At 72.2% G+C, this 25140-nt stretch carries 21 protein-coding genes and 1 tRNA gene; 19 read left to right on the forward strand and 3 right to left on the reverse strand.

Annotated elements, in window-relative coordinates:
• The first annotated feature begins 29 nt into the window (after positions 1–29).
• From hisG to pyk, 16 genes are all read left to right on the forward strand, one after another.
• Positions 30–878 carry an ATP phosphoribosyltransferase gene (gene hisG / locus K318_RS0108055; RefSeq protein WP_029089113.1) on the forward strand — a complete coding sequence of 283 codons (849 nt, stop codon included), beginning with the start codon at positions 30–32 and terminating at the stop codon, positions 876–878.
• On the forward strand, positions 871–1377 hold the full coding sequence (locus K318_RS20325) for a PH domain-containing protein (protein ID WP_084499876.1): 507 nt from the start codon (positions 871–873) through the stop codon (positions 1375–1377). Before hisG ends, K318_RS20325 begins: the two co-directional genes overlap by 8 nt.
• The gene (locus K318_RS0108065) at positions 1374–2573 is read left to right on the forward strand and encodes a CaiB/BaiF CoA transferase family protein (RefSeq protein WP_029089114.1); all 1200 of its coding nucleotides are present in this window, start codon (positions 1374–1376) and stop codon (positions 2571–2573) included. The genes K318_RS20325 and K318_RS0108065 overlap by 4 nt, the downstream gene beginning before the upstream one ends.
• A gap of 1 nt (position 2574) precedes the next feature.
• On the forward strand, positions 2575–4077 hold the full coding sequence (locus K318_RS0108070; protein ID WP_029089115.1) for a carboxyl transferase domain-containing protein: 1503 nt from the start codon (positions 2575–2577) through the stop codon (positions 4075–4077).
• Positions 4074–4844, forward strand: a complete 771-nt coding sequence (hisF, locus tag K318_RS0108075; RefSeq protein WP_029089116.1) for an imidazole glycerol phosphate synthase subunit HisF — start codon at positions 4074–4076, stop codon at positions 4842–4844. Before K318_RS0108070 ends, hisF begins: the two co-directional genes overlap by 4 nt.
• Entirely contained in the window at positions 4822–5172 is a 351-nt protein-coding gene (hisI, locus tag K318_RS0108080; RefSeq protein ID WP_029089117.1) for a phosphoribosyl-AMP cyclohydrolase, read from the forward strand. Before hisF ends, hisI begins: the two co-directional genes overlap by 23 nt.
• The gene (locus K318_RS0108085) at positions 5147–6679 is read left to right on the forward strand and encodes an anthranilate synthase component I (protein WP_029089118.1); all 1533 of its coding nucleotides are present in this window, start codon (positions 5147–5149) and stop codon (positions 6677–6679) included. The genes hisI and K318_RS0108085 overlap by 26 nt, the downstream gene beginning before the upstream one ends.
• The gene (locus K318_RS0108090) at positions 6676–7182 is read left to right on the forward strand and encodes a Trp biosynthesis-associated membrane protein (RefSeq protein WP_051297707.1); all 507 of its coding nucleotides are present in this window, start codon (positions 6676–6678) and stop codon (positions 7180–7182) included. Before K318_RS0108085 ends, K318_RS0108090 begins: the two co-directional genes overlap by 4 nt.
• Before the next feature lie 65 nt (positions 7183–7247).
• Positions 7248–7508, forward strand: a complete 261-nt coding sequence (locus K318_RS0108095) for an HGxxPAAW family protein (RefSeq protein ID WP_051297708.1) — start codon at positions 7248–7250, stop codon at positions 7506–7508.
• Positions 7505–8311 (forward strand): indole-3-glycerol phosphate synthase TrpC, encoded by an 807-nt coding sequence (trpC, locus tag K318_RS0108100; RefSeq protein WP_029089121.1) that lies wholly within the window; start codon positions 7505–7507, stop codon positions 8309–8311. Before K318_RS0108095 ends, trpC begins: the two co-directional genes overlap by 4 nt.
• A 7-nt stretch (positions 8312–8318) precedes the next feature.
• Positions 8319–9569, forward strand: a complete 1251-nt coding sequence (trpB, locus tag K318_RS0108105; RefSeq protein ID WP_029089122.1) for a tryptophan synthase subunit beta — start codon at positions 8319–8321, stop codon at positions 9567–9569.
• The gene (gene trpA / locus K318_RS0108110; RefSeq protein WP_029089123.1) at positions 9566–10345 is read left to right on the forward strand and encodes a tryptophan synthase subunit alpha; all 780 of its coding nucleotides are present in this window, start codon (positions 9566–9568) and stop codon (positions 10343–10345) included. The genes trpB and trpA overlap by 4 nt, the downstream gene beginning before the upstream one ends.
• Positions 10329–10613 (forward strand): hypothetical protein, encoded by a 285-nt coding sequence (locus K318_RS0108115; protein WP_029089124.1) that lies wholly within the window; start codon positions 10329–10331, stop codon positions 10611–10613. Before trpA ends, K318_RS0108115 begins: the two co-directional genes overlap by 17 nt.
• Before the next feature lie 183 nt (positions 10614–10796).
• Positions 10797–15455 carry a glutamate synthase large subunit gene (gltB, locus tag K318_RS0108120; RefSeq protein ID WP_029089125.1) on the forward strand — a complete coding sequence of 1553 codons (4659 nt, stop codon included), beginning with the start codon at positions 10797–10799 and terminating at the stop codon, positions 15453–15455.
• Complete coding sequence (locus tag K318_RS0108125) at positions 15448–16902, forward strand: glutamate synthase subunit beta (RefSeq protein WP_029089126.1); 1455 nt, start codon at positions 15448–15450, stop codon at positions 16900–16902. Before gltB ends, K318_RS0108125 begins: the two co-directional genes overlap by 8 nt.
• A gap of 49 nt (positions 16903–16951) precedes the next feature.
• Complete coding sequence (gene pyk / locus K318_RS0108130; RefSeq protein ID WP_029089127.1) at positions 16952–18418, forward strand: pyruvate kinase; 1467 nt, start codon at positions 16952–16954, stop codon at positions 18416–18418.
• A 93-nt stretch (positions 18419–18511) separates the two neighbouring features.
• Here pyk and K318_RS0108135 read toward each other — a convergent pair.
• Positions 18512–18593, reverse strand: a tRNA-Leu gene (locus K318_RS0108135).
• A gap of 102 nt (positions 18594–18695) precedes the next feature.
• On the opposite strand from K318_RS0108135, the gene K318_RS0108140 reads away from it, so the two are divergent.
• On the forward strand, positions 18696–19325 hold the full coding sequence (locus K318_RS0108140; RefSeq protein WP_035281135.1) for an ANTAR domain-containing response regulator: 630 nt from the start codon (positions 18696–18698) through the stop codon (positions 19323–19325).
• A gap of 23 nt (positions 19326–19348) precedes the next feature.
• Here the strand turns inward: K318_RS0108140 and K318_RS0108145 are convergent, their stop codons facing one another.
• Positions 19349–19795: a PaaI family thioesterase gene (locus K318_RS0108145; protein WP_029089129.1), complete on the reverse strand. Its 447-nt coding sequence runs from the start codon at positions 19793–19795 to the stop codon at positions 19349–19351.
• Between the two features lie 96 nt (positions 19796–19891).
• On the opposite strand from K318_RS0108145, the gene polA reads away from it, so the two are divergent.
• Positions 19892–22537, forward strand: a complete 2646-nt coding sequence (gene polA, locus K318_RS0108150) for a DNA polymerase I (protein ID WP_029089130.1) — start codon at positions 19892–19894, stop codon at positions 22535–22537.
• Between the two features lie 48 nt (positions 22538–22585).
• Here the strand turns inward: polA and K318_RS0108155 are convergent, their stop codons facing one another.
• On the reverse strand, positions 22586–23422 hold the full coding sequence (locus K318_RS0108155) for a class I SAM-dependent methyltransferase (RefSeq protein ID WP_029089131.1): 837 nt from the start codon (positions 23420–23422) through the stop codon (positions 22586–22588).
• A gap of 222 nt (positions 23423–23644) precedes the next feature.
• Between K318_RS0108155 and rpsA the strand changes: the two genes are divergently transcribed.
• Positions 23645–25123 (forward strand): 30S ribosomal protein S1, encoded by a 1479-nt coding sequence (gene rpsA, locus K318_RS0108160; protein ID WP_029089132.1) that lies wholly within the window; start codon positions 23645–23647, stop codon positions 25121–25123.
• Positions 25124–25140 lie beyond the last annotated feature (17 nt).

The raw sequence follows: 25140 nt of genomic DNA on the forward strand, positions 1-25140 counted from the left end.
ACGCCACCGCACCCAGGAGCCCCATCACCATGCTGCGCATCGCCGTCCCCAACAAGGGCGCGCTGTCCGAATCGGCCACGACCATGCTGCGCGAGGCCGGCTACTCCCTCCGCACGAGCACCAAGAGCCTCGTGAGCCGCGATGCGGACGCGGGCATCGAGTTCTTCTACCTCCGCCCCCGTGACATCGCGGTGTACGTGGGCGAGGGCATCCTCGACCTCGGCATCACCGGCCGCGATCTCCTGCTCGAGTCCGAGGCCGAGGCCGGGGAGATCCTGCCGCTGGGCTTCGGCCGCTCGCGGTTCCACTACGCCGCGCGCGCCGGCGCCTTCGCGGACATCGGAGAGCTCGCGGGCCGGCGCATCGCGACGAGCTATCCCGTCCTCGTCGCCCAGGATCTCGCCGCGCGCGGGATCGAGGCGCGCACCGTGAGCCTCGACGGCGCCGTCGAGGTCTCGATCGAGCTCGGCGTCGCCGATGCCATCGCCGACGTCGTGGAGACCGGCACGACGCTGCGACAGGCCGGACTCGAGACGTTCGGCGAGGCGGTCATGCACTCCGAGGGCGTGCTCATCTCCCGCCGGGAGCGCGCGGAGCTCACGGAGGAGGCGCAGGTCGTCGTCCGCCGCCTCGAGTCCGTCATGGTGGCCCGCAGCTATGTCCTCATCGACTACGACATCCCGGTCGAGAAGCTCTCGGCCGCCGTCGCGGTCACCCCCGGCTTCGAGAGCCCCACGGTCTCGCCCATGCGCGATCCGGAATGGGTCGCGGTGCGCTCGATGGTCTCGGTCGCGCAGCAGCACGCCGTCATGGACCGCCTCTACGAGGTGGGAGCGCGGGCCATCCTCGTCACCTCGATCGCGGCCTGCCGTGTCTGAGCAGCCCGGCGATGCGCTCGTGATCCGCCCGCGCCAGGTGCGGATCGTCGGCTTCGTGCTCGCCCCGCTCGTCGTTCTCGCCTTCGCGGCGGCCTCGGTCGCGTTCTCGCTCATGGACTTCCCGGGCTGGCGCGCGCACGTCGATCCGGTCTGGATGACCGGCATCGGGGTGCTCATCGCCGCGGTGCTGCTGCGCTTCGCCGCCCTGTGCGCCCGCGCCCGGGCAGACGGCCTCTTCGTCCGCAATCTCACGCACTCCCGCACCTACCCCTGGGAGCAGCTCGTCGGGCTGACCTACTCGGCGGCCGGCGGCGATCCCTGGGCCCGGCTCGACCTCGTCGACGGCACGACCGCCTCCGTCATGGCGATCCAGTCCGCGGACGGCCCGCGCGCCGAGGCCGCGGCACAGCGTCTGCGTATCCTCATAGACCAGCACCTGCCCCCGGGACCCCGAGAACCGGGCCCCCGAGAACCACGACCCCACGGAGGAGACTCGTGAGCATTCCCACCACACCGCGAACGGCAGGACCGCTCGCCGGCACCGTCGTCGTCGACCTGTCCCGCGCGCTGGCCGGCCCGCACGCCGGGCAGATGCTCGGCGATCAGGGCGCGCGCGTCATCAAGGTCGAGACCCCGGGGTCCGGTGACGACTCCCGCAGCTGGGGACCTCCGTTCACGGGACCCGAGGACGCACCCGAGTCCACCTACTTCCTCTCCTGCAACCGCAACAAGGAGTCCATCGCGCTCGACCTCAAGAGCGACGACGGCCGGGAGACGCTCACGGGCCTCATCCGGCGCGCGGACGTGCTCATCGAGAACTTCCGCTCCGGCGTCCTGGACCGGCTCGGCTTCTCCACGGCGACGCTCATGGAGCTCAACCCGCGCCTCATCGTCCTCTCGATCACCGGCTTCGGCCACGACGGGCCCGAGGCCGCCCGGGCCGGCTACGACCAGATCGCCCAGGGCGAGGGCGGGCTCATGTCGCTCACGGGCTCGGGGCCCGACGACATGCAGCGCGTGGGCGTGCCCATCGCGGACCTGCTCGCGGGCATCCACGGCGCCTACGGCGTGCTCGCCGCGCTGCTCGAGCGCGAGCGGACGGGCCGCGGCAAGATCGTGCGCACCTCGCTCATCGCGGGCATGGTGGGCGTGCACGCCTTCCAGGGCACGCGCGCGACGGTCGCGGGCATGACGCCCGAGCCCGGCGGCAACCACCACGCGACGCTCGCGCCCTACGGCCTGTTCTCCTGCCGGGACGGGGCGGTGCAGATCTCGGTGGGCAACGAGAAGATGTGGACCCGCTTCTGCGAGGCCTTCGGCCTCGATCCGGCCGAGCCCGGCTTCGAGACCAACGGCGCCCGGTTCGCCAACCGCGCACGCCTCATCGAGGTCATCGAGGGCGTCTTCGCGGACTACGACGGCGAGGAGCTGCTGCAGAAGCTCGACGCCGCGGGCATCCCCTCCGGCGTCGTGCGGACCCTGCCCGAGGTCTACCAGTGGGAGCAGGCGCTCTCCCAGGGGCTGAAGATCACCGCGGAGCACTCCTCGGCGGGCCCCATCGACCTGCCCGGCCCGCCGCTGCGCTTCTTCGACGCGGACGCCGAGGGGGAGACGGAGACGACCGTCACCGAGCACCTCGCGCCCCCGCGCCTGTCCGAGCACGAATCCGTCATCCGCACCTGGCTGGAGGGCTGAGATGGGCAAGCGCCTGTCCTCACGCGAGCTCATCGACATGGTCGTCGACCCCGGCAGCTTCGTGTCCTGGGACTCGGAACCCGTGGTCCCCGGCGCCGGGCTGAGCGAGGAGTACGCCGCGGAGCTCGCCGCCGCGCAGGAGAAGTCCGGCGTGGACGAGGCCGTCGTCACGGGCGAGGGGCTCATCCACGGGCGCCGCGTGTGCGTCGTCGCCTGTGAGTTCCGGTTCCTCGCCGGCTCGATCGGCGTCGCCGCCGCCCAGCGGCTCGTCGAGGCCATCGAGCGCGCCACGATGGAGGGGCTGCCCGTGCTCGCCGGGCCGGCCTCGGGCGGCACGCGCATGCAGGAGGGGACCGTCGCGTTCCTCTCGATGGTGAAGATCACCGCCGCCGTGACCGCGCACAAGCGCGCCGGCCTGCCCTTCCTCGTCTATCTGCGGCACCCCACGACGGGCGGGGTCTTCGCCTCGTGGGGCTCGCTGGGCCATGTGACGGTCGCGGAGCCCGACGCGCTCATCGGCTTCCTCGGCCCGCGCGTGTTCGAGCAGCTCTACGGCACGGAGTTCCCCGCCGGCGTGCAGTCGGGCGAGAACCTCCAGCGCCGCGGCCTCATCGACGCCGTGCTGCCGCCGGAGCGCCTGCACGAGACCGTCGCCCGCGTGCTCGCGGTGCTCCTGGGCGCGCGCGAGCTGCCCCCGGCGGTGCCGGACCCGGACTCGCGCCCGGCCGCACCGGACACCCGGCCGGCCTGGGACGTCATCACCGCCTCCCGGCGCGCCGAGCGCCCCGGCGTCCGCGATCTGCTCCGGCACGGGGCCACCCACGTCCTCCCGCTGCGGGGCACGGGCGAGGGGGAGAAGGACCCGGGTCTGCTGCTCGCGCTCGCGCGGTTCGGCTCCGCACCCTGCGTCGTCCTCGGCCAGGACCGCTTCCGCCAGGACCGCCGCGAGCCGATGGGGCCGGCGGCCCTCCGCGAGGCCCGCCGCGGCATGCGGCTCTCGGCCGAGCTGGGAATCCCGCTGGTGACGATCATCGACACGCCGGGGGCGGCGCTGTCGAAGGAGGCGGAGGAGGGCGGCATGGCCGGTGAGATCGCTCGCAGCCTCGCCGATCTCATCAACCTCTCCTCGCCGAGCGTCTCGGTGATCATGGGGGAGGGCTCGGGCGGGGGCGCGCTCGCGCTCGTCCCTGCCGACCGCGTGCTCTCGGCGCAGAACGGCTGGCTCTCGCCGCTGCCGCCGGAGGGCGCATCCGCGATCGTCCACCGGGACACCGAGCACGCCGCGGAGATGGCTCAGCAGCAGCAGGTGCAGGCCGCGGCCCTCGAGCGCAGCGGCGTGATCGACCGCATCGTCGCCGAACCCGTCGACGCCTCGGACGATCCCCGCGGCTTCGTCGCCCGCCTCTCCGAGACGCTCGAGTACGAGCTCATCACGCTCATGCGCACCCCGGCCTACCTGCGCCAGGACACCCGCATCGCGAAGTACCGGGGGCTGGGCCTGTGACTGCCGTCCGCGTCATCCCCTGCCTCGACGTGGACTCGGGCCGCGTCGTCAAGGGCGTGAACTTCACGGATCTGCGCGATGCCGGCGATCCGGTCGAGCTCGCGCGCAGCTACGGCGCGGCCGGAGCCGATGAGCTCACGTTCCTCGACGTCACCGCGACGACGGGGGACCGGGAGACGACGTACGAGATGGTCACCCGCTGCGCCGAGCAGATCTTCATCCCGCTCACGGTGGGCGGGGGCGTGCGCACCGTCGCCGATGTCGACCGGCTGCTGAAGTCCGGCGCGGACAAGGTGGGCGTGAACTCGGCGGCGGTCGCCCGCCCCGAGCTGCTCGCGGAGATCGCACAGCGGTTCGGCAACCAGGTGCTCGTGCTCTCGGTGGACGCCCGCAGGGTGCCTGCAGGGGAGCCGGGGACCGCCTCGGGCTTCGAGGTGACGACGCACGGCGGCCGGCGGGGCACGGGCGTCTGCGCCGTCGAATGGGCCGCGCGCGCGGCCGCGCTCGGGGCGGGGGAGATCCTGCTCAACAGCATCGACGCCGACGGCACGAAGGCCGGCTTCGACCTCGAGATGCTCGCGGCGGTCCGGGCGGAGGTCTCGGTGCCGCTCATCGCCTCCGGCGGGGCGGGAGCGCCCGCGCACTTCCCGCCCGCGGTCGAGGCCGGGGCCGATGCCGTGCTCGCGGCGAGCATCCTCCACTTCCAGGAGACGACGATCGGCGAGATCAAGGGGGCGCTGTCCGATGCCGGACACGAGGTTCGCTGAGCTCACGTTCGACGAGCGGGGGCTCATCCCCGTCGTCGTGCAGGAGGCCGGGACCCGCGACGTGCTCATGCTCGCCTGGGCCGATGCCGAGGCGCTCGCACGCACACTGGACACGGGCCGGGCCACCTACTGGTCGCGGTCGCGGCAGGAGATCTGGGTGAAGGGCGAGACCTCGGGCAACACCCAGCGCGTCGTCGCGGTGCACCGCGACTGCGACGGCGACACCCTCCTCTACGAGGTGGAGCAGTCCGGACCCGCCTGCCATACGGGGACCGCGACGTGCTTCACCGGAAGGGAGATCAGTGGATCTCACACCGACGCTGCCTGAGTTCCGGCGGATCGGGGCGCACCGCCGCCTCGTACCCGTGCACACGACCGTGCTCGCGGACGCGGAGACGCCGCTGAGCCTGTACCGCAGGCTCGCCGAGGGGCGGGCCGGCGGCTTCCTCCTCGAATCGGCCGAACAGGGGGCCTGGAGCCGCTACTCCTTCGTGGGCCGCCACCCCGTCGCGACGCTTACGGAGTCCGGCGGCGAGGCCGTCTGGTTCGGGACGCCCCCGGCGGGGCTGCCCGCGGGCGGGGACCCGCACACCGTCCTCAGCGCCGCGCTCGAACTGCTGCGCACGGAGCGGACGGCGGACGACCTCCCGCCCATGGTCTCCTCCTTCGTGGGCTATCTGGGCTGGGACTCCGTCCGCCGCTTCGAGGACCTCGGTCCGGGACCGGAGGCGGAGCACCCGGTGCCCGAGCTGTCGATGTCGATCCCCGGCGACGTCGCGATCTACGACCACTACACCTCGCGGCTCACGCTCGTCGCCAACGCCGTCAACATCGACGGTGAGGACTCGGGCATCGACGCCGCCTATGCCCGGGCCGAGGAGCGGATCGCCGGGATGCTCGCCGAGCTCGCCGCCCCGCTGCCGTCCTCGGTGGCCGTGCACGGGCTCCCGGAGCCCGAGGTCCTCTCGCGCACCCGGCCGGAGGACTACCTCGCCTCGGTCGCCGAGGCCAAGCGCGAGATCGTCGACGGCGAGATCTTCCAGGTGGTGCTGGGACAGCGGTTCGACTCCGCGGTCGAGGCCACCGCCGCGGACGTCTACCGGATGCTGCGGACGACGAACCCGAGCCCGTACATGTACCTCCTCGACGTGCCGGTGCCCGAGGGCAGCCCGCTCACGATCGTGGGCTCCTCGCCCGAGGCGCTCGTGACGGTGACCGACGGCCGGGTGACGACGAACCCCATCGCCGGCTCGCGCCCGCGCGGGCACACGGCTGCTGAGGACAGGGCGCTCGCCGCCGATCTCCTCGCCGACGAGAAGGAGCGGGCCGAGCACCTCATGCTCGTGGACCTCGCGCGCAACGACCTCGCGAAGATCAGCGTGCCGGGGACCGTGGACGTCGTCCAGTTCATGGAGATCGAGCGCTACAGCCACATCATGCACATCGTCTCGACGGTCTCGGGCGAGCTCGCCGACGGCGTGGACGGGATCGGGGTGCTGCGGGCCACGTTCCCCGCGGGCACCCTCTCCGGCGCCCCGAAGCCCCGCGCGCTCGAGATCATCGACCGGCTCGAGCCCACCGCGCGCGGCGTGTACGGGGGAGTCGTCGGCTACCTCTCGTTCACGGGCGATCTGGACGCGGCGATCGCGATCCGCACCGGCATCATCCGCGACGGTCTGCTCACGGTGTCCGCGGGCGCCGGGATCGTCGCGGACTCTGACCCGGAGACCGAGCTCGCGGAATGCCGGACCAAAGCGACCGCGGTCCTGCGCGCGGCGGCCGCCGCGGGAACGCTGCGCCCGGCGGGCCCGGACCGCACGGAGGGGCAGTCATGAGCCGGGTGCTGACGAAGGGGCGGACGCTGCTGGCTTTGCTCGTCCTCGCCGGCGCGCTGTGGTACCTGTCGGGGCTGCCGTGGACGTCCCCGGGCGCGACGGCGCCCACCCCCGTGCCGGGCGTCGCCGAGGTGACCGGCCCGGACGAGACCGTCGGCTCGCCGCTGCTCACCGCGGCAGCCGCCGTGCTCGCCGTCTCGGCCCTCCTGCTCGCGATGCTGGGCAGGGCGGGCCGGTACGTCGTGTTCGGCCTCGTGGGCCTCATCGGGGCAGGCTGCGCGGGGGTGGCGCTCGCGGCGGCGGGCTCGGCACCCGCTGCGAGCGTGTGGCCGACCGCGGCCGCAGGCGTGCTCGTGCTCGCCCTGGCCGTGTGCGCGGGCGCGGCCAGCCGGCACTGGAAGGCCTCGGCGCGGTACGAGCGCGCGCGGACGGCTCCGGCCGATCCCGAGGACGACCCGACCGCTGCCTGGGACGCGCTGTCCAGGGGCGAGGACCCGAGCTGAACGCACCCTGGGACCGTGAGACAATGATCGCGAGACCCATCCGCTGACCTCAGATGAGGAGAGACATGTCCCCCACCGTCCGCAACGGAGCCCACGACCTCGACCCGTCGTCGATCGACTACGAGGCCATCAAGGATCCCGGCCACGGCAACACGCCCGCGGCCTGGACCGGGGTCTTCGTCATGCTCATCGGCATCGCGATCGCGACCTACGGCAACATCGTCGCGAGCATGCCGGTGTTCTGGGCCGGCGGCGCGGTGGCCGTGATCGGACTCGCCGCCGGGATCGCGATGCGCTTCGCAGGCAAGGGCAAGCCGCGCAGGTGACCGTCCTCGACTCGATCATCGCCGGCGTGGCCGAGGATCTCGAGGAGCGCAGGCGCGAGGTCCCGCTCGCCGAGATCCGCGCCCGGGCCGCAGCGGCGCCGGGCGCGCGCCCGTTCCCGGCCGAGGCCGGCTTCGGCCTCATCTGCGAGGTGAAGCGGCGGTCGCCGTCCAAGGGCGCACTCGCGGACATCCCCGATCCCGCCGCGCTGGCCGCGGCCTATGCCCGCGGGGGAGCGGCGGCCATCAGCGTGCTCACCGAGCGTCGCCGCTTCGACGGCACGCTCGCGGATCTCGACGCCGTCCGCGCAGCCGTGGACGTGCCGGTCCTGCGCAAGGACTTCATGGTAGACGAGTACCAGTTCCACGAGGCCCGCGCGCACGGGGCGGACATCGTCCTGCTCATCGTCGCCGCCCTCACCGACGCGCAGCTGAGCGAGTTCCTCGAACTCAGCCGCGCGCTCGGCATGGCGGCCCTCGTCGAGGCGCACACCGCCGAGGAGCTCGCCCGCGCGTCAGCCGCCGGCGCCTCGCTCGTGGGCGTGAACACCCGCAATCTCAAGGACCTCAGCGTCGATCCGGCGCGGTTCGGCCCCCTGGCCGCGCACGCTCCCGCGGGCGCCTGCCTCGTGGCCGAGTCCGGCGTGAGCGATGCGGAATCCGTGGCCGCCTACGCCGCCGCGGGCGCCCGCCTCGTCCTCGTGGGCGAGGCCCTCGTCACGGGAGGCGAGCCCGAGGCCGCCGTGGCCCGGTTCACCGCCGCCGGCGCTGGGGCGCTCACCTCCTCCCCGTCCACCCAGGAGTGATCCGCGCATGACCGATACGCGCACACCAGACCAGTTCTCCGCCCCGGATTCGCCGCTGCCGCAGGGGCCGCGCTTCGGCGAGTTCGGCGGCCGCTTCATCCCCGAGGCCCTGCTGCCGGCCTGCGAGGAGATCGAGGAGGCCTTCGCGAAGGCCGTCCTGGACGAGGAGTTCCGCACCGAGTACCAGCGCCTGCTGGCCGAGTTCGTGGGCCGCCCCAGCCTGCTGAGCGAGGCCCCGCGCTTCTCCGCGCACGCGGGCGGGGCGCGCATCCTCCTCAAGCGCGAGGACCTCAACCACACCGGGGCGCACAAGATCAACAACGCGCTCGGCCAGGCGCTGCTCGCCCAGCGGATGGGCAAGAAGCGCCTCATCGCGGAGACCGGCGCGGGCCAGCACGGCGTCGCGACCGCGACCGCGGCGGCCCTCCTGGGGATGGAGTGCCGGATCTACATGGGCGCCGTCGACGTCGAGCGGCAGGCCCTCAACGTCGCCCGCATGCGGCTGCTCGGCGCGGAGGTGACCTCGGTCGAGGCCGGCACCGCGACGCTCAAGGACGCGATCAACGAGACCTTCCGCGACTGGGTGGCCTCGGTGGACTCCACGCACTACGTGTTCGGCACCGTGGCAGGGCCGCACCCGTTCCCGCTGCTCGTCCGCGAGTTCCAGCGCATCATCGGCCTCGAGGCGCGCGCGCAGGTCCAGGAGCTCACGGGCGCCCTGCCGGAGGCCGTCGTGGCCTGCGTGGGCGGAGGCTCGAACGCGATCGGCGCCTTCCACGCCTTCATCGAGGACGAGTCCGTGCGCCTCGTGGGCTGCGAGGCCGCGGGCGACGGCATCGACACCCCCCGCCATGCCGCGACCCTGACGAAGGGGACCGTGGGCGTCCTCCACGGCGCGCGGTCCTATCAGCTGCAGGACTCGGACGGGCAGACGCTGGAGAGCCATTCGATCTCCGCCGGCCTCGACTACTCCGGGGTCGGTCCCGAGCACGCGTGGCTGCACGCGACGGGGCGGGCGGAGTACCGGCCGGTCACGGACGCCGAGGCGATGGACGCCTTCGCGCTCCTGTGCCGCACCGAGGGGATCATCCCCGCCATCGAGAGCTCGCACGCGCTCGCGGGGGCGCTGATGCTGGGCCGCGAGCTGGGTCCCGGTGCGACGATCCTCGTGTGCCTGTCCGGGCGCGGAGACAAGGACGTGACGACGGCCGGACGCTGGTTCGGCTATCTCGACGGAGAAGGAGAGCTTCCGGGATGACGACGGCAGACGTGCTCGCCCAGGCGCGGGCGGAGGGCCGTGCGGCCCTCATCGGCTACCTCCCGGTGGGTGCGCCCACCCTGACCGCCTCGCTCGACGGCGTCCGCGCTCTCGTCGCCGGCGGCGCCGACATCGTCGAGGTCGGCCTGCCGTACACCGACCCGGGCATGGACGGCCCCGTCATCGAGGCGGCGGCGGTGGCCGCGCTCGCGAACGGCACGCGGGTGCGCGACGGCTTCGCCGCCGTCGAGGCCGCGGCCGAGGCCGGTGCGGTCCCGGTCGTCATGAGCTACTGGAACCTCATCCTCCAGTACGGCGTCGACGCCTATGCGCGGGATCTCGCGGCGGCCGGGGGCGCGGGCATCATCACGCCCGATCTCGTGCCCGATGAGGCCGAGGACTGGTTCGCGGCCTCGGGCGCGCATGGCCTCGACCGCATCTTCCTCGTCGCGCCCTCGTCGACGGAGGAGCGGCTGGCCCGGGTGGCGGCCGCCTCGCGCGGCTTCGTGTACGCGGCCTCGACGATGGGCGTGACGGGCACGCGCGGGCAGGTCGGCGCCCACGCCGCCGATCTCGTCGCCCGCACGCGCGCCGCGGGAGCGGAGCACGTGTGCGTGGGCCTGGGCGTCTCCACCCGCGCGCAGGCCGCCGAGGTGGCCGGCTATGCCGACGGCGTCATCGTGGGCTCGGCCTTCGTCCGCGCGCTGCAGGAGGAGGGGCCGGCGGCCGTCGCCCGGCTCGCGGAGGAGTTCGGGGAGGGTGTGCGCGATCGCTGAGGCCGCCCTCCTCGCACTGCTCGCCTGCCTGCTCTGCCTCGCGGCGGGCGCCGCTGTCCTCTTCGCGCTCCTCGTCCGCAGGCGCCGCAGGCGCGCGGCCGAGGAGCGGGAGGCCGCCATCGCCTCGGCAGGGCAGGAACCGCGCCCGTCCGGGGAGCGCAGCTTCGGGTTCTTCGGGGCGATGACCTCGACGATCTCGATCGTGCCCCAGCTCGACGGCCGGCCGCGGCGTCCCACGGTGCGCCGGCAGGAGGGCGAACGGGACTGAGTCCCAGCCTGTGATCGGATCGTGAGATGGCTGCTGACTGCGAGGGCCTCCGGGTGTAAAGTTCTCTTCTCAGGAGCGCATGGGTGACTGCCGTCACAGGACGACGGCCCTCGCTCCCGCGCAGCACCGACAGCGCCGTTGGCTGTGGACTCATGTCCGACGACCAGGAAGGGCGGTGCTCCGATGAGACCTGCCTCCGCACGCACGCATCCCGAACTCCCCCACTCCGGGAGGCCTCCCGCCCACGGTCTCGCGGACCCCGCCGATGAGCACGATGCCTGCGGTCTCGCCTTCGTCGCACGCTACCGCGGCGAGGCCGATCACGCCGTCGTCGTCCAGGCGCTCACCGCGCTGCGGAACATGGAGCACCGCGGGGGAGTGGGCGGCGACGAGGGCACGGGCGACGGCGCGGGCATCAATGTGCAGGTCCCGCACGCCTTCCTCTCCGCCGTCACGGACTTCGCGCTGCCGGGCGCCGGCGAATACGCCGTCGGCACGGCGTTCCTCGACGCCGCGGATCCGGCCGGCGGCCGTGCGCTCGTGGAGGAGCTCGCCCGTGAAGAGGCCCTCACCGTGCTCGGCTGGCGCGAGGTGCCGGTGGAGCCTGCGGTGCTGGGCGCCTCGGCGCGGGCGGCGATGCCGCACTTCGCCCAGGTCTTCCTCGCAGCGGATCCGGACCGCCCCCTCCGGACCGCGGAGAACGGCGAGGCGGATCCCTGGGCGCTCGACCGGCGCGCGTTCGCACTCCGCAAGCGCGCCGAGCGGGCCGGCGTGTACTTCCCCTCGCTGTCCACGCGCACGCTCGTGTACAAGGGCATGGTGAGCACGGGACAGCTCGAGCCGTTCTACCCGGACCTCTCGGACCCGCGGTTCGCCACCCGGATCGCGATCGTCCACTCGCGCTTCTCCACAAACACCTTCCCGTCCTGGCCGCTCGCGCAGCCATTCCGGATGCTCGCGCACAACGGCGAGATCAACACGGTGCGCGGCAACCGCAACTGGATGGCCGCCCGGGAGTCCGAGCTCGCCTCCCCGCTCCTGGCCTCCCCGGACGGGGACGGCTCCAATGCGGACCTCGCGCGGCTGTTCCCCGTCGTCAACCCGCACCTGTCCGATTCCGGCACGCTCGACGAGGTGCTCGAGCTCCTCGTGATGTCCGGCCGTTCGCTGCCGCACGCGATGGCGATGCTCATCCCCGAGGCGTGGCAGTCCGATCCCCACGTCTCCGAGCAGCGGCGCGCGTTCTACCGCTATCACGCCCTCCTCATGGAGGCCTGGGACGGTCCCGCGTGCGTCTCCTTCACCGACGGGGAGCTCGTGGGCGCGGTGCTGGACCGCAACGGCCTGCGGCCGGCGCGGTACACGCTCACGGACGACACCGTCGTCCTCGCGAGCGAGACCGGCGTCATCGACCTGCCCGAGGACCGGGTGCTGGCCCGCGGCCGGGTGCGCCCCGGCCGCATGTTCCTCGTCGACACGGCCGCCGGCCGGATCGTCTCCGACACCGAGATCAAGGCGCGGCTGGGGGCTGAGGCGCCCTATGACGCATGGGTGGCCGAGACGACGATGGCGCTCGGGGAGCTGCCCGAGCGCGAGCGCGTCACCTACCCCCACGCCTCGGTCGAGCGGCGCCAGCGCACGTTCGGCTACACGGACGAGGAGCTGCGCATCCTCATCGGCCCGATGGCGGAGACGGGCGCGGAGCCGCTCGGCGCGATGGGCTCCGACACCCCCGTAGCGGCCTTCGCCGAGCGTCCCCGGCTGCTCTTCGACTACTTCGCGCAGAGCTTCGCACAGGTGACGAATCCGCCGCTCGACGCGATCCGCGAGGCGCTCGTCACCTCCGTGAGCGTGGGGATCGGCAGCGAGGGCAATCTGCTGGCGGCCGGACCGCAGGACATCTTCCAGGTGGACCTGCCCTACCCCGTCATCGACAACGAGCACCTCGCGGCGTTCGTCCACCTCCCGCCCGAGCGGTCGCACGGCGGCAGGGGGACCGCGACCTCGGTCCTGCGGGCCCGCTACCGGCCCGGCGGCGGCGAGAGCCTCGGCCGGCGCCTCGCCGATCTCTGCTCCGCGGCGGACGAGGCGATCGAGCGCGGTGCGCGGTTCCTCGTGATCTCCGACCGGGACTCGAACGCCGAGCTCGCGCCGATCCCCTCGCTGCTCGCGACCTCGGCCCTGCACCACCACCTCATCCGCAACCGGACCCGCACGCGCGTGTCGCTGCTCGTCGAGGCCGGCGATGTGCGCGAAGTCCACCATGTCGCCGCGCTCATCGGCTACGGGGCCTCGGCCGTCAACCCCTATCTCGCGATGGAGACCGCCGCGCTCATGGTGCGCGAGGGCCGGATCGCGGGGGTCGACGAGGAGACGGCGGTGCGCAACGTCCTGCGCGCGCTCGGCAAGGGCCTCCTCAAGGTCATGTCGAAGATGGGCATCTCGACGGTGCACTCCTATCACGCCGCGCAGACGTTCGAGGCGCTCGGGCTCTCCTCGGAGCTCGTCGCCGAATACTTCACCGGCACGCGGGCCCGCCTGGAGGGGATCGGCCTCGACGGCATCGCCGCCGAGGTCGAGGCCCGGCACCGGCAGGCCTACCCCATGGACTCGAATCCCCTCCCGCACCGGCCGCTCGAGGTCGGCGGCGAGTACTCCTGGCGGCGCGAGGGCCCGCCGCACCTCTTCGACCCGGAGACGGTGTTCCGTCTCCAGCACTCCACCCGCACGCGGCAGTACGGGATCTTCAAGGACTACACGGCGCGGGTGGATGCGCAGGCCGAGGAGCTGCTCACCCTCCGCGGCCTCTTCGATCTGCGGCCGGCCGAGGGCGGGCCGGTCCCGCTCGAGGAGGTCGAGCCGGTGTCCGCGATCGTCAGGCGCTTCTCGACGGGCGCCATGAGCTACGGCTCGCTCTCGCAGGAGGCGCACGAGACGCTCGCGATCGCGATGAACCGCCTGGGCGCGAAGTCGAACACGGGCGAGGGCGGCGAGGACGTCGAGCGCCTCCTCGATCCCGAACGGCGGTCGGCGATCAAGCAGGTGGCGAGCGGGCGGTTCGGCGTCACGAGCCTCTACCTCACCGAGGCCGACGACATCCAGATCAAGATGGCCCAGGGGGCGAAGCCGGGCGAGGGCGGACAGCTGCCTCCGTCCAAGGTCTACCCCTGGGTGGCGCGCACGCGGCACGCCACGCCCGGGGTGGGGCTGATCTCGCCCCCGCCGCACCACGACATCTACTCGATCGAGGACCTCGCGCAGCTCATCCACGACCTCAAGCGCGCCAATCCGGCCGCCCGCGTCCACGTCAAGCTCGTCGCCTCGTCCGGCGTCGGCACGGTGGCCTCAGGCGTGGCGAAGGCGCAGGCGGACGTCGTGCTCATCTCCGGGCACGACGGCGGCACCGGCGCGAGCCCGCTCAACTCGCTCAAGCACGCGGGCGTGCCGTGGGAGCTCGGACTGGCCGAGGCGCAGCAGACGCTCATCCAGTCGGGGCTGCGCGAGCGCGTCTCCGTGCAGGTCGACGGCCAGCTCAAGACGGGCCGGGACGTCGTCATCGCAGCGCTCCTGGGGGCGGAGGAGTTCGGCTTCGCGACCGCGCCGCTCGTGGTGAGCGGCTGCATCCTCATGCGCGTGTGCCACAAGGACACGTGCCCCGTGGGCGTCGCGACCCAGAACCCGGAGCTGCGCGGCCGCTTCAGCGGGAAGCCGGAGTTCGTCATCACGTTCTTCGAGTACATCGCGCAGGAGGTGCGGGAGCTGCTCGCCGAGCTCGGCTTCCGGAGCCTGGACGAGGCGATCGGCCAGGTGGAGCGGCTCGACCGCAGGCGGGCGATCCGCCACTGGAAGGCCGCGGGCCTCGATGTGAGCGACATCCTCACCGTCCCGGTGACCGCGGCCGGGGAGACCGCCGTGGTGCGCAAGCGCACGGTGGGACAGGACCACCGGCTCGGGGAGCACTTCGACGCCCCGCTCATCGCCGAGGCCGCCGAGGCGATCCGCGCCCGCCGCCCGCTCGTGCTCACGCGGACGGTGACGAACGTGGACCGCTCGGTGGGCACGATGCTCGGGCACAGGGTCACCGCCGAGCACGGCACGGACCTGCTCGGCGACGACACCATCGAGCTGCGGCTCACCGGCAGCGCGGGGCAGTCCCTGGGCGCCTTCCTGCCGGCCGGCGTGACGATCACGCACACGGGCGATGCCAACGACTACGTGGGCAAGGGGCTCTCGGGCGGCATCGTCTCCGCGGCGCCGGCGCCCAGCGGCGTCGTGGGGGCGGCGGACCTCCGCCCCGAGGACCATGTGATCGCGGGGAACGTGATCGGCTACGGGGCCACCTCGGGCCGCCTCTTCCTCTCGGGCCAGGTGGGCGAGCGGTTCCTCGTCCGGAACTCCGGTGCCGTCGCGGTGGCCGAGGGGGTGGGCGACCACGCCCTCGAGTACATGACGGGCGGCACCGCAGTGGTGCTCGGGCCCGTGGGGAGGAACTTCGCCGCGGGCATGTCCGGCGGCACCGCCTACCTCCTCGACTTCAATCCGGACCGGCTCAACCGCGAGGACAGGGCAGCCGGCCGGTTCCGGCTGCGGGCGCTCTCCGGGGCGGAGACCGATGAGCTGCACGGCATCCTCGCCGAGCACCTCGCGCGCACCGGCTCGCCGCTCACGGCCTCGCTCTTCGCCTCGCTCGACCGCGGCGAAGACGTGTTCGGCCGCTTCACCACCCTCGTCCCCGCCGATTTCCTCTCCGTCACCGCCATCCGCGCGGCCGCGGAGGCCGACGGCGCCGATCCCGACGGTCCAGAGGCCTGGACCCGCATCCTGGAGACCACCCATGGCTGATCCCACCGGCTTCCTCACCGTCCGCGAGCGCGAACTCCCGCCCAAGCGCCCTGTCCCGCTGCGCCTCCTCGACCACCGGGAGATCCAGCAGCGGCAGGACGGTGCGGCGTTCATCCGCCAGGCCGGCCGCTGCATGGACTGCGGTGTGCCGTTCTGCCACCGCGGCTGCCCGCTCGGCAACCTCATCCCGGAGTTCAACGACGCGATGTGGCGGGGGCAGACGGCGCGTGCGAGCGAGCTCCTGCACGCGACGAACAACTTCCCCGAGTTCACGGGCCGGGCCTGCCCCGCACCGTGCGAGGACTCCTGCGTCCTCGGCATCAACCAGCCCGCCGTGACGATCAAGAACGTCGAGGTGACGATCATCGACCGCGCCTTCGAGCAGGGGCTCGTGACCCCGCAGGTGCCGGAGCGGATGTCGGGGCGCACCGTGGCCGTCGTGGGCTCGGGGCCGGCGGGGCTCGCGTGCGCCCAGCAGCTCACGCGCGCCGGGCACGCCGTCGTGGTGTACGAGCGCGAGGACCGGGCAGGCGGCCTGCTCCGCTACGGCATCCCGGACTTCAAGCTCGAGAAGCACCACATCGACCGCAGGCTCGAGCAGATGCGCGCCGAGGGCACCCGGTTCCGCACCGGGATCGAGGTGGGCGTCGATCTGAGCTGGGAGGAGCTGGCCGCGCGCGTCGATGCGGTCGTCGTGTGCACGGGTGCGGTCGTGCCCCGCGAGCTCGCGGTGCCCGGCGCCGAGCTCGACGGCGTGCACTTCGCGATGGACTACCTCGTGCCGGCCAACCGCCGGCAGGCCGGCGATGAGCTCGGCGGAGAGCTCATCGACGCGGCGGGGAAGCACGTCGTCGTCATCGGCGGCGGCGACACCGGCTCCGACTGCATCGGCACGGCGCTGCGGCAGCAGGCTGCGTCCGTGACGAGCCTCGCGATCGGCAGGCGCCCGCCCGGGGAGCGGCCCGAGGACCAGCCGTGGCCGACGGTGCCGCGGGTCTTCGAGGTGTCGACGAGCCACGAGGAGGGCGGGGAGCGGCGCTTCCTCGCCTCGACGGTGCGCGCGGTGGGCGATGAGCACGGGCGCGTGCGCGCGCTCAGCGTCGCCCGCACCGAGTACACGGAGGCCGGCCGTGTGCCGGAGCCGGGGACGGAGGAGGAGATCCCCGCGGACCTCGTGCTCATCGCGATGGGCTTCTCCGGTCCGGAGACGCAGGCGCTGGAGGACTGGGGGCTCGGCCTCTCCGGCCGCGTCCTGGGCCGGGCGGCCGACTACTCCACGGCGCTGCCCGGCGTGTTCGTCGCCGGCGACGCCGGACGCGGGCAGTCGCTCATCGTGTGGGCGATCGCCGAGGGCCGCGCGGCCGCTGCGGCCGTCGACGCGCACCTCAGCGGTGCCACGGCGCTGCCCTCGCCGGTGACCGCGCATGATCGGGCGCTCGCGGTGTGAGGGGTGCCGGGCGGCTCTGACCAGCGGAGGGATGGACTAGGCTGGAGCCATGAGGCATGCCAAGATCGTCGCCACGCTCGGACCCGCCCAGAACTCCTACGAGGACATGCGCGCCCTGATCGACGAGGGCATGAATGTCGCGCGCTTCAACCTGAGCCACGGCACGCACGAGGACCACGCCGTGCGGCTGGACTGGCTGCGGCGGGCGGCGCACGACTCGGGGCGCACGGTCGGGGCGCTCCTGGACCTCCAGGGCCCCAAGATCAGAGTGGGCAGGTTCGCGGACGGGCGGAAGCCGGAGCTCGCCGAGGGCGCGCGCTTCACGATCACGACGCGCGAGGTCGCAGGCGACGCCGAGGCCGTCTCCACGACCTACGCCGGGCTGCCGGGCGATGTGGAGCCCGGCGACCCGCTGCTCATCGACGACGGCAGGATCCGCCTGCGCGCCGTCGAGGTCACGGACACCGATGTCGTCACGGAGGTCGAGATCGCCGGCCGGATCTCCGACCACAAGGGCATCAACCTCCCGGGTGTGGCCGTCTCCGTCCCGGCCATGAGCGAGAAGGACGTCGACGATCTGCGCTGGGGCCTGCGCGCGGGCGTGGACTGGGTGGCTCTGAGCTTCGTGCGCAGCGCGGAGGACGCCCAGGACGTGCGCGCCATCATGGCCGAGGAGGGCGTGTTCGTCCCGCTCATGGCGAAGCTCGAGAAGCCGCAGGCGGTCGATAACCTGCGCGCGATCATCGATGCCTTCGACGGCATCATGGTGGCGCGCGGGGACCTCGGGGTGGAGCTGCCGCTCGAGGACGTGCCGATCGTGCAGAAGGAGGCCGTCGAGCTCGCGCGCCGGCAGGCCAAGCCCGTCATCGTCGCGACCCAGATGCTCGAGTCCATGATCGACTCGCCGCGTCCCACCCGCGCCGAGGCCAGCGACTGCGCGAACGCGGTGCTCGACGGCGCGGATGCGCTCATGCTCTCGGGGGAGACGTCGGTCGGCGCGCACTGGCGCGAGGCGGTGCGCACTATGGCCCGGATCATCGAGTCCACGGAGCAGCGCGGCCTCGATCGGATCCCGCCGCTGGGCACGGAGCCGCACACGCGCGGGGGAGCGGTGACCGCGGCGGCGGTGCAGATCGCCGAGCAGCTCGGCATCGACCTGCTGTGCACGTTCACGCAGTCCGGCGACTCCGTGCGGCGCATGTCCCGCCTGCGCCAGCGGCGGCCCGTGCTCGCCTTCACCCCGGAGGAGAAGGTGGCGAATCAGCTGGAGCTGAGCTGGGGGGTCGTCTCCCACCTCGTGCGGCAGGTCCACCACACCGACCAGATGGCGCGCCAGGTCGACCGGACCCTGCTGCAGCAGGGGATCGCGGACGAGGGCTCGCTGTGCGTCATCGTGGCGGGCTCGCCTCCCGGCATCCCCGGCTCGACCAATGCGCTGCGGATCCACCAGCTCGGCGATGCCCTCCGCGGTGCGACCGCGGCCTATCGCGACGAGGTGGACGACGAAGGGATCTGAGCGGGTCGGGCTCGACGTATGCGGTCTCTGCGCGTGCAGCCCTGCTGCGACGCAGTTAGCACATACGTGCGGTGATCGCTCTCAAGACGACTGTGCCGGATGAGGGACTCGAACCCTCACGCCCGAAGGCGGCGCATTTTGAGTGCGCTGCGTCTGCCGATTCCGCCAATCCGGCCGCGCCCGCCGCACTCCTGCGCGCGGGCACCACAGCAGTGTAGACGAGGTCACGCCGCGAACCGAAGTCCGCGCGCGCCGCAGCACGGCTCAGGGCGGTAGCATGGTGGGCGTGAGTGAAACAGAGAAGACTTCGAACTCCGGCACAGGACCAGTGAAGCGCGTCGTCGTCGCCGAGGACGAGGCGGTGATCCGGCTCGACATCGTCGAGATGCTGCGCGAGGTGGGCTACGACGTGGTCGGCGAGGCCGCCGACGGCGAGTCCGCCATCCGCCTGGCCGAGGAGCTGCGCCCCGACCTCGTGGTCATGGACATCAAGATGCCCGTCCTCGACGGCATCTCCGCGGCCGAGCGGATCGTCTCGGCCCGCATCGCGCCCGTGGTCCTCCTCACGGCCTTCTCCCAGAAGGAGCTCGTCGAGCGCGCCCGCGACGCCGGCGCGATGGCCTACGTCGTCAAGCCGTTCTCCTCGAACGATCTGCTGCCGGCCCTCGAGATCGCCCTCTCGCGCCACGCGGAGATCACCGCGCTCGAGACCGAGATCTCCGATCTCACCGACCGCTTCGAGACCCGCAAGCTCGTCGAGCGCGCCAAGGGCCTCCTCATCTCGTCGATGGGGCTGACCGAGCCGGAGGCCTTCCGCTGGATCCAGAAGACCTCGATGGACCGCCGCCTGACCATGCGCGAGGTCGCGGAGACCGTGCTCTCGCAGATCGGCGCGAAGAAGGACTGAACTCCGCCGAGGGGACGGGCCCCTCAGCCGCCCAGCACCATATTGGAGATGCGGACGATCGACAGCAGTCGGTCGTCCGCATCCGTCATCCTGACCTCGTGGCTGAAGAGGCGCCGCCCGCCGTGCAGCACCTCGGCCCGGGCGAAGACGGTGCCCGCCGTGATCGAGCGCAGATGCGTCGCGTTGAGGTCCACGCCCACGACGGCCGTACCCGTGCGCGCGGCCGAGTGCATGGAGGCCAGGGTCTCCGCGATCACCACATGGCCGCCGCCGTGGAACAGCCCGGCAGGCTGGAGGTTGCCCTCGACGGGGCAGGAGGCCTCCGCGAAGTCGTATCCCAGGCCCGTGAGCTCGATCCCCATCCGCTCCATGAGCGTGCCGGCCGGCATCGCGAACTGCGCGAGCATCCGCGCACAGTCCTCCGGGGTGGACTCGGGCGTGACGCGGGGAACGGCGGACAGCTGGTGCATGGGGACTCCTCTTCTGCGGGCGCCGTTCGTCTGCGGGCGCTGTGCGGTCCTCACTCTAGTCCGGCCCGCGTCCGCGCGGCCCGGTAGGCTGGGGGAGTGACTCAGAACGACAGCTCCTCACCGGAATCGCTCCTGCTCATCGACGGGCACTCGATGGCCTACCGGGCCTATCACGCCCTGCCGCCGGAGAAGTTCGCGACCTCGACGGGGCAGACGACGAACGCCGTGTTCGGCTTCGTCTCGATGCTGCTGACGGCGCTCGAGGCGGAGCACCCCACCCATGTGCTCGTCTCCTTCGACCGCGGCCGGCCCGCCTTCCGGCTGGCGGAACACCCCGGCTACAAGGACGGCAGGGCGAAGACGCCGCCGGACTTCCACGGGCAGGTCGAGCTCATCGAGAACCTGCTCGAGGCCATGCGCATCCCGGTCGTCGCACTGGAGGGAGTGGAGGCCGACGACGTGCTCGCCTCCTATGCCCGCCTCGGTGAGGAGGCGGGGATCGACGTGCGGATCGCCTCGGGGGACAAGGACACCTTCCAGCTCGTCCGGCCCGGAGTCACGGTGCTCTACCCCAAGCGCGGCATGTCGGACCTCACCCGGATGACGCCGGAGGCCGTGAGCGAGAAGTACGGCGTCACGCCGGTCCAGTACCGCGGCCAGGCCGCGCTCGTGGGGGAGAAGGCGGACAACCTGCCCGGTGTGCCCGGGGTGGGGGAGAAGACCGCGGCGAAGTGGTTGAACAAGTACGGCGATCTCGACGGGCTGCTCGAGCACGCCGAGGAGATCGGCGGCAAGGCCGGTGAGAGCCTGCGCGCCCACCTCGACGACGTCCGCCGCAACTATCGCGTCAACCGCCTCCTCGACGATCTCGAACTGCCCGTGCCGGTCGCCGAGGCCCGGCTCACGAGCCCTGATGCCGAGGCGCTCGGCAGCCTCCTCGATCAGCTCGAGTTCGCGGTGCTCGGCAAGCGCGCCGAGGCGGTGTTCGGGATCGCAGCCGGCGGGGGCGAGTCCGGCGGGACCGCCGCGGAGGTCCCGGAGCCGGCCTCCCCGGACTCCGCCGGGGTCACGGCCCTGCTCGAGGGCATGGACCCGGAGACCTGGGTGGGGCTCGCGACGGACGCCGTGTACGAGCTGGGCCTCGGCTCGGCCGATCTCCTCGCCCTCGCGCACGGCGAGGAGACGACGCTCGTGCGGCTCTCCGAGCTCGACGCGGCGGCCTCGGAGGCGGTCGCAGGCTTCCTCGCACGGCACCCGCGCCTCGTCCTGCACGATGCCAAGCCCCAGCTCAAGGCGCTGCGCGTGAGCGGGGTGCCCGGAGCGCACGCGGACTGGGACACGGAGCTCGCCGCCTATCTGCTGGAGCCGGACCGGCGCGGCTACGCCCTCGCGGAGGTCGCCGAGCAGCGGCTCGGCGCGGCCCCGGAGCTGGAGGGACCCGATGCCCTCCATGCGGCGGCGTGGACGATCCTGCAGCTGCGCCCCGTCCTCGCGGAGGCGCTCGAGGACTCGCACCTCACGCGCATCATGGACGAGATCGAGATGCCGGTGCAGGGCGTGCTGGCGCACATGGAGGCCCGCGGCATCGCGGTGGACGCGCAGCGTCTGCACGAGCTGGGGGAGGAGTTCGGCGCACAGGCCGAGGCGAGTGCGCGGGAGGCCTATGCCGCGATCGGCCACGAGGTGAACCTCGGCTCGCCCAAACAGCTCCAGACCGTCCTCTTCGAGGAGCTGGAGATGCCGAAGACGAAGAAGACGAAGACGGGCTTCACGACGGACGCCGACGCGCTCGCGGACCTCTTCGTGCGCACCGGCCATCCGTTCCTCCAGCACCTGCTGGCCCACCGCGACCGCATCAAGCTCCGCCAGACGACGGTGGGGCTGGAGAAGACGGTGAGCGAGGCCGGGCGCATCCACACCACGTACCTGCAGACGGCGGCGGCCACGGGCCGGCTCTCGTCGAAGGACCCCAACCTCCAGAACATCCCCGTGCGCACCGAAGCCGGGCGCCGCATCCGCGAGGTGTTCGTGCCGGGGCCGGGGAGCGAATCGCTCATGACGGCGGACTACTCGCAGATCGAGATGCGCATCATGGCGCACCTCTCCGGCGATCCCTCCCTCATCATGGCCTTCCGGGCCGGCGAGGACCTGCACGCCTATGTGGGCGGGCAGGTGTTCGGCGTCGCGACGGAGGATGTCACGGCGGAGATGCGGAGCAAGGTCAAGGCCATGTCCTACGGGCTCGTGTACGGGCTGTCCGCCTATGGGCTGTCGAAGCAGCTGGGCATCGGGGTGGACGAGGCGCGCGGCCTCATGGACGAGTACTTCGCGCGCTTCGGCGCCGTCCGCGACTACCTCTCCGCCGTCGTGGAGGAGGCGCGCGAGCGCGGATTCACCGAGACGATGGACGGCCGCCGCCGCTACCTGCCCGCGCTCAGCTCCGACCGCAGGCAGCTCAGGGAGATGGCCGAGCGCGCCGCCCTCAACGCGCCCATCCAGGGAAGCGCGGCGGACATCGTCAAGCGGGCGATGATCGCGGTGGAGGCGGCGCTGACCGGGGCGGACCTGGGCTCCCGCATGCTCCTCCAGGTCCACGACGAGATCATCGTCGAGGTCGCTCCCGGGGAGGCAGCGGCCGTCGAGGAGATCCTGCGCCGGGAGATGGGCGGGGCCGCGGAGCTGGACGTCCCGCTGGACGTGAATGTGGGGACCGGCGCGAGCTGGCACGCCGCCGCCCACTGAGCCTGCGGGCCGGCGCCTCGGCGGCCGGCCCGCCTCAGCCCCGCAGGCTCAGCCCCGCAGCCGCGCGGAGAAGATCGCGGTGCCGGGCATGAGCTGCCCGCGCAGCGGCGACCAGCCTCCCCAGGAGAGCTGGTTGGACTCCGGCCACTCCGGCTCCGTGAGGCCGGTGATCTCGAAGCCGGCCTCGACGAGCAGGCGGATCCAGTCGCCCATCGTCCGGTGGTGCTCGGCATAGGCGGGCTCGCCGGAGGCGTCGAGCTCCACATAGGGGGTGCGGTCGAAGTACGAGTACTCGACCGTGAGCCCGCTCTCACCGGGAACGTCCGGGAACATCCAGCGCAGCGGATGGGTGACGGAGAACACCCAGAGCCCGCCCGGGCGTAGCACGCGCGCGGCCTCGGCGAGCACCGCATCGGCGTCCTTGACGAAGGGCAGGGCCCCGTAGGAGGAGCAGGCGATGTCGAAGCTGCCCGAGGGGAACGGCAGCGAGCGCGCGTCCGCCTGGAGGAACGTGGGAGGCACGGAGCCCTCCCGGAGCGGATTCTCGCGGCTGAGCCGGGAGGCCTGCTCGAGCATGCCGGAGGAGAGGTCGACGCCCGTGGCCGTGGCCCCGTGCTCGGCGAGCCAGCGGGTGCACTGGCCGGCCCCGCAGCCCACGTCGAGCACCTGTCTGCCGGTGATGTCGCCGAGGAGCCCGATGTCGTCCTCCCGGACCCCTTCGGGGCACCAGACGAACTCGGAGGCCCCCAGGAAGCTGCCGTGCTCGGCGAGGTACTCCTCTGCGGAGCCGTCCCAGTATGAGCGGTTGGCGCGGACGGACTCCTCGTCCCCGATCGCCAGATAGCCGCCGCTGATGATCTCCGGCGAGTACTCTCCCTCGGTCACGTGCGGAACCTCTCTGTCGATGGGGTGTGCGATGCGGGTGCGGGACGGATCGACGCGTGCGCGAACCGCCCCGGAGGTGCTAGCATATTTGACCGTATGCACTCCGTGCACCTGTATCCCGGACGAGCACGGAACGCATGCGCAAGAGATCCAATCCACCACGAGACCGTGGTCCGTTCCGGGATCGCGGACCGCATTCCATTACACGGAGTCCCTTACCTAATGACCACCACCACGCCGGACGCGGCGAAGCAGAACCAGGTCGCAGTCAACGACATCGGGTCCGCAGAAGACTTTCTCGCCGCCGTCGACGAGACCATCAAGTACTTCAACGACGGAGACATCGTCGAGGGCACTGTCGTCAAGGTCGACCGCGATGAGGTTCTCGTCGACATCGGCTACAAGACCGAGGGCGTCATCCTCTCCCGCGAGCTCTCCATCAAGCACGACGTCGACCCCTCCGAGGTCGTCGAGGTCGGCGATGAGATCGAGGCCCTCGTCCTCACCAAGGAGGACAAGGACGGGCGTCTGATGCTGTCGAAGAAGCGCGCGCAGTACGAGCGCGCTTGGGGCGACATCGAGCGCATCAAGGAAGAGGACGGTGTCGTCACCGGCACGGTCATCGAGGTTGTCAAGGGCGGTCTCATCGTCGACATCGGGCTCCGCGGCTTCCTGCCGGCTTCGCTCGTCGAGATGCGCCGCGTGCGCGACCTCGCCCCCTACATCGGCCAGCAGGTCGAGGCGAAGATCATCGAGCTCGACAAGAACCGCAACAACGTCGTCCTCTCGCGCCGCGCCTGGCTCGAGCAGACGCAGTCCGCGGTCCGCCACGACTTCCTGCAGACCCTGCAGAAGGGCCAGGTCCGTCCCGGCGTCGTCTCCTCGATCGTCAACTTCGGTGCGTTCGTGGACCTCGGCGGTGTCGACGGCCTCGTCCACGTCTCCGAGCTCTCCTGGAAGCACATCGAGCACCCCTCCGAGGTCGTCGCCGTGGGCGACGAGGTCACCGTCGAGGTCCTCGATGTGGACATGGACCGCGAGCGCGTGTCCCTGTCCCTCAAGGCCACGCAGGAGGATCCCTGGCAGCACTTCGCCCGGACGCACGTCATCGGGCAGATCGTGCCGGGCAAGGTCACGAAGCTCGTTCCGTTCGGTGCGTTCGTGCGCGTCGAGGACGGCATCGAGGGCCTCGTGCACATCTCCGAGCTGGCCGTCCGCCACATCGACCTGCCCGAGCAGGTCGTGAGCGTGGACGAGACCATCTACGTCAAGGTCATCGACATCGACCTGGACCGCCGCCGCATCTCGCTCTCGCTGAAGCAGGCGAACGAGGGCGTGGACCCGGAGGCCGAGGAGTTCCTCGACCCCGCGCTCTACGGCATGCTCCAGGAGTACGACGAGGACGGGAACTACAAGTACCCGGAGGGCTTCGACCCGGAGACCAACGAGTGGCTCGAGGGCTTCGAGACCCAGCGCGAGGAGTGGGAGCAGCAGTACGCCGCCGCTCAGCAGCGCTGGGAGGAGCACAAGAAGCAGGTCGCCAAGGCGATCGCCGCGGACTCGGAGGCAGCAGCGGATGCCGCTGTGGAAGCCGCCGTCCCCTCGGCCGCCTCCTACGCCTCCGAGACGCCTGCCGACGAGGGCACGCTCGCCAGTGACGAGGCTCTCGCCGCGCTGCGCGAGAAGCTCGCGGGCGCCTGAGCACCGGTCGCTTCAGC

The sequence above is a fragment of the Brevibacterium album DSM 18261 genome (assembly GCF_000426445.1).
GTDB classification, from domain to species: Bacteria; Actinomycetota; Actinomycetes; order Actinomycetales; family Brevibacteriaceae; genus Brevibacterium; species Brevibacterium album.

Coding starts and splice junctions, on each gene's coding strand:
- hisG (WP_029089113.1), top strand. CDS start 30: ATGCTGCGCATCGCCGTCCCCAACAAGGGCGCGCTGTCCGAATCGGCC.
- K318_RS0108070 (WP_029089115.1), top strand. CDS start 2,575: ATGGGCAAGCGCCTGTCCTCACGCGAGCTCATCGACATGGTCGTCGAC.
- hisI (WP_029089117.1), top strand. CDS start 4,822: ATGCCGGACACGAGGTTCGCTGAGCTCACGTTCGACGAGCGGGGGCTC.
- K318_RS0108090 (WP_051297707.1), top strand. CDS start 6,676: ATGAGCCGGGTGCTGACGAAGGGGCGGACGCTGCTGGCTTTGCTCGTC.
- K318_RS0108095 (WP_051297708.1), top strand. CDS start 7,248: ATGTCCCCCACCGTCCGCAACGGAGCCCACGACCTCGACCCGTCGTCG.
- trpB (WP_029089122.1), top strand. CDS start 8,319: ATGACCGATACGCGCACACCAGACCAGTTCTCCGCCCCGGATTCGCCG.
- trpA (WP_029089123.1), top strand. CDS start 9,566: ATGACGACGGCAGACGTGCTCGCCCAGGCGCGGGCGGAGGGCCGTGCG.
- gltB (WP_029089125.1), top strand. CDS start 10,797: ATGAGACCTGCCTCCGCACGCACGCATCCCGAACTCCCCCACTCCGGG.
- K318_RS0108125 (WP_029089126.1), top strand. CDS start 15,448: ATGGCTGATCCCACCGGCTTCCTCACCGTCCGCGAGCGCGAACTCCCG.
- pyk (WP_029089127.1), top strand. CDS start 16,952: ATGAGGCATGCCAAGATCGTCGCCACGCTCGGACCCGCCCAGAACTCC.
- K318_RS0108140 (WP_035281135.1), top strand. CDS start 18,696: ATGGTGGGCGTGAGTGAAACAGAGAAGACTTCGAACTCCGGCACAGGA.
- K318_RS0108145 (WP_029089129.1), bottom strand. CDS start 19,795: ATGCACCAGCTGTCCGCCGTTCCCCGCGTCACGCCCGAGTCCACCCCG.
- rpsA (WP_029089132.1), top strand. CDS start 23,645: ATGACCACCACCACGCCGGACGCGGCGAAGCAGAACCAGGTCGCAGTC.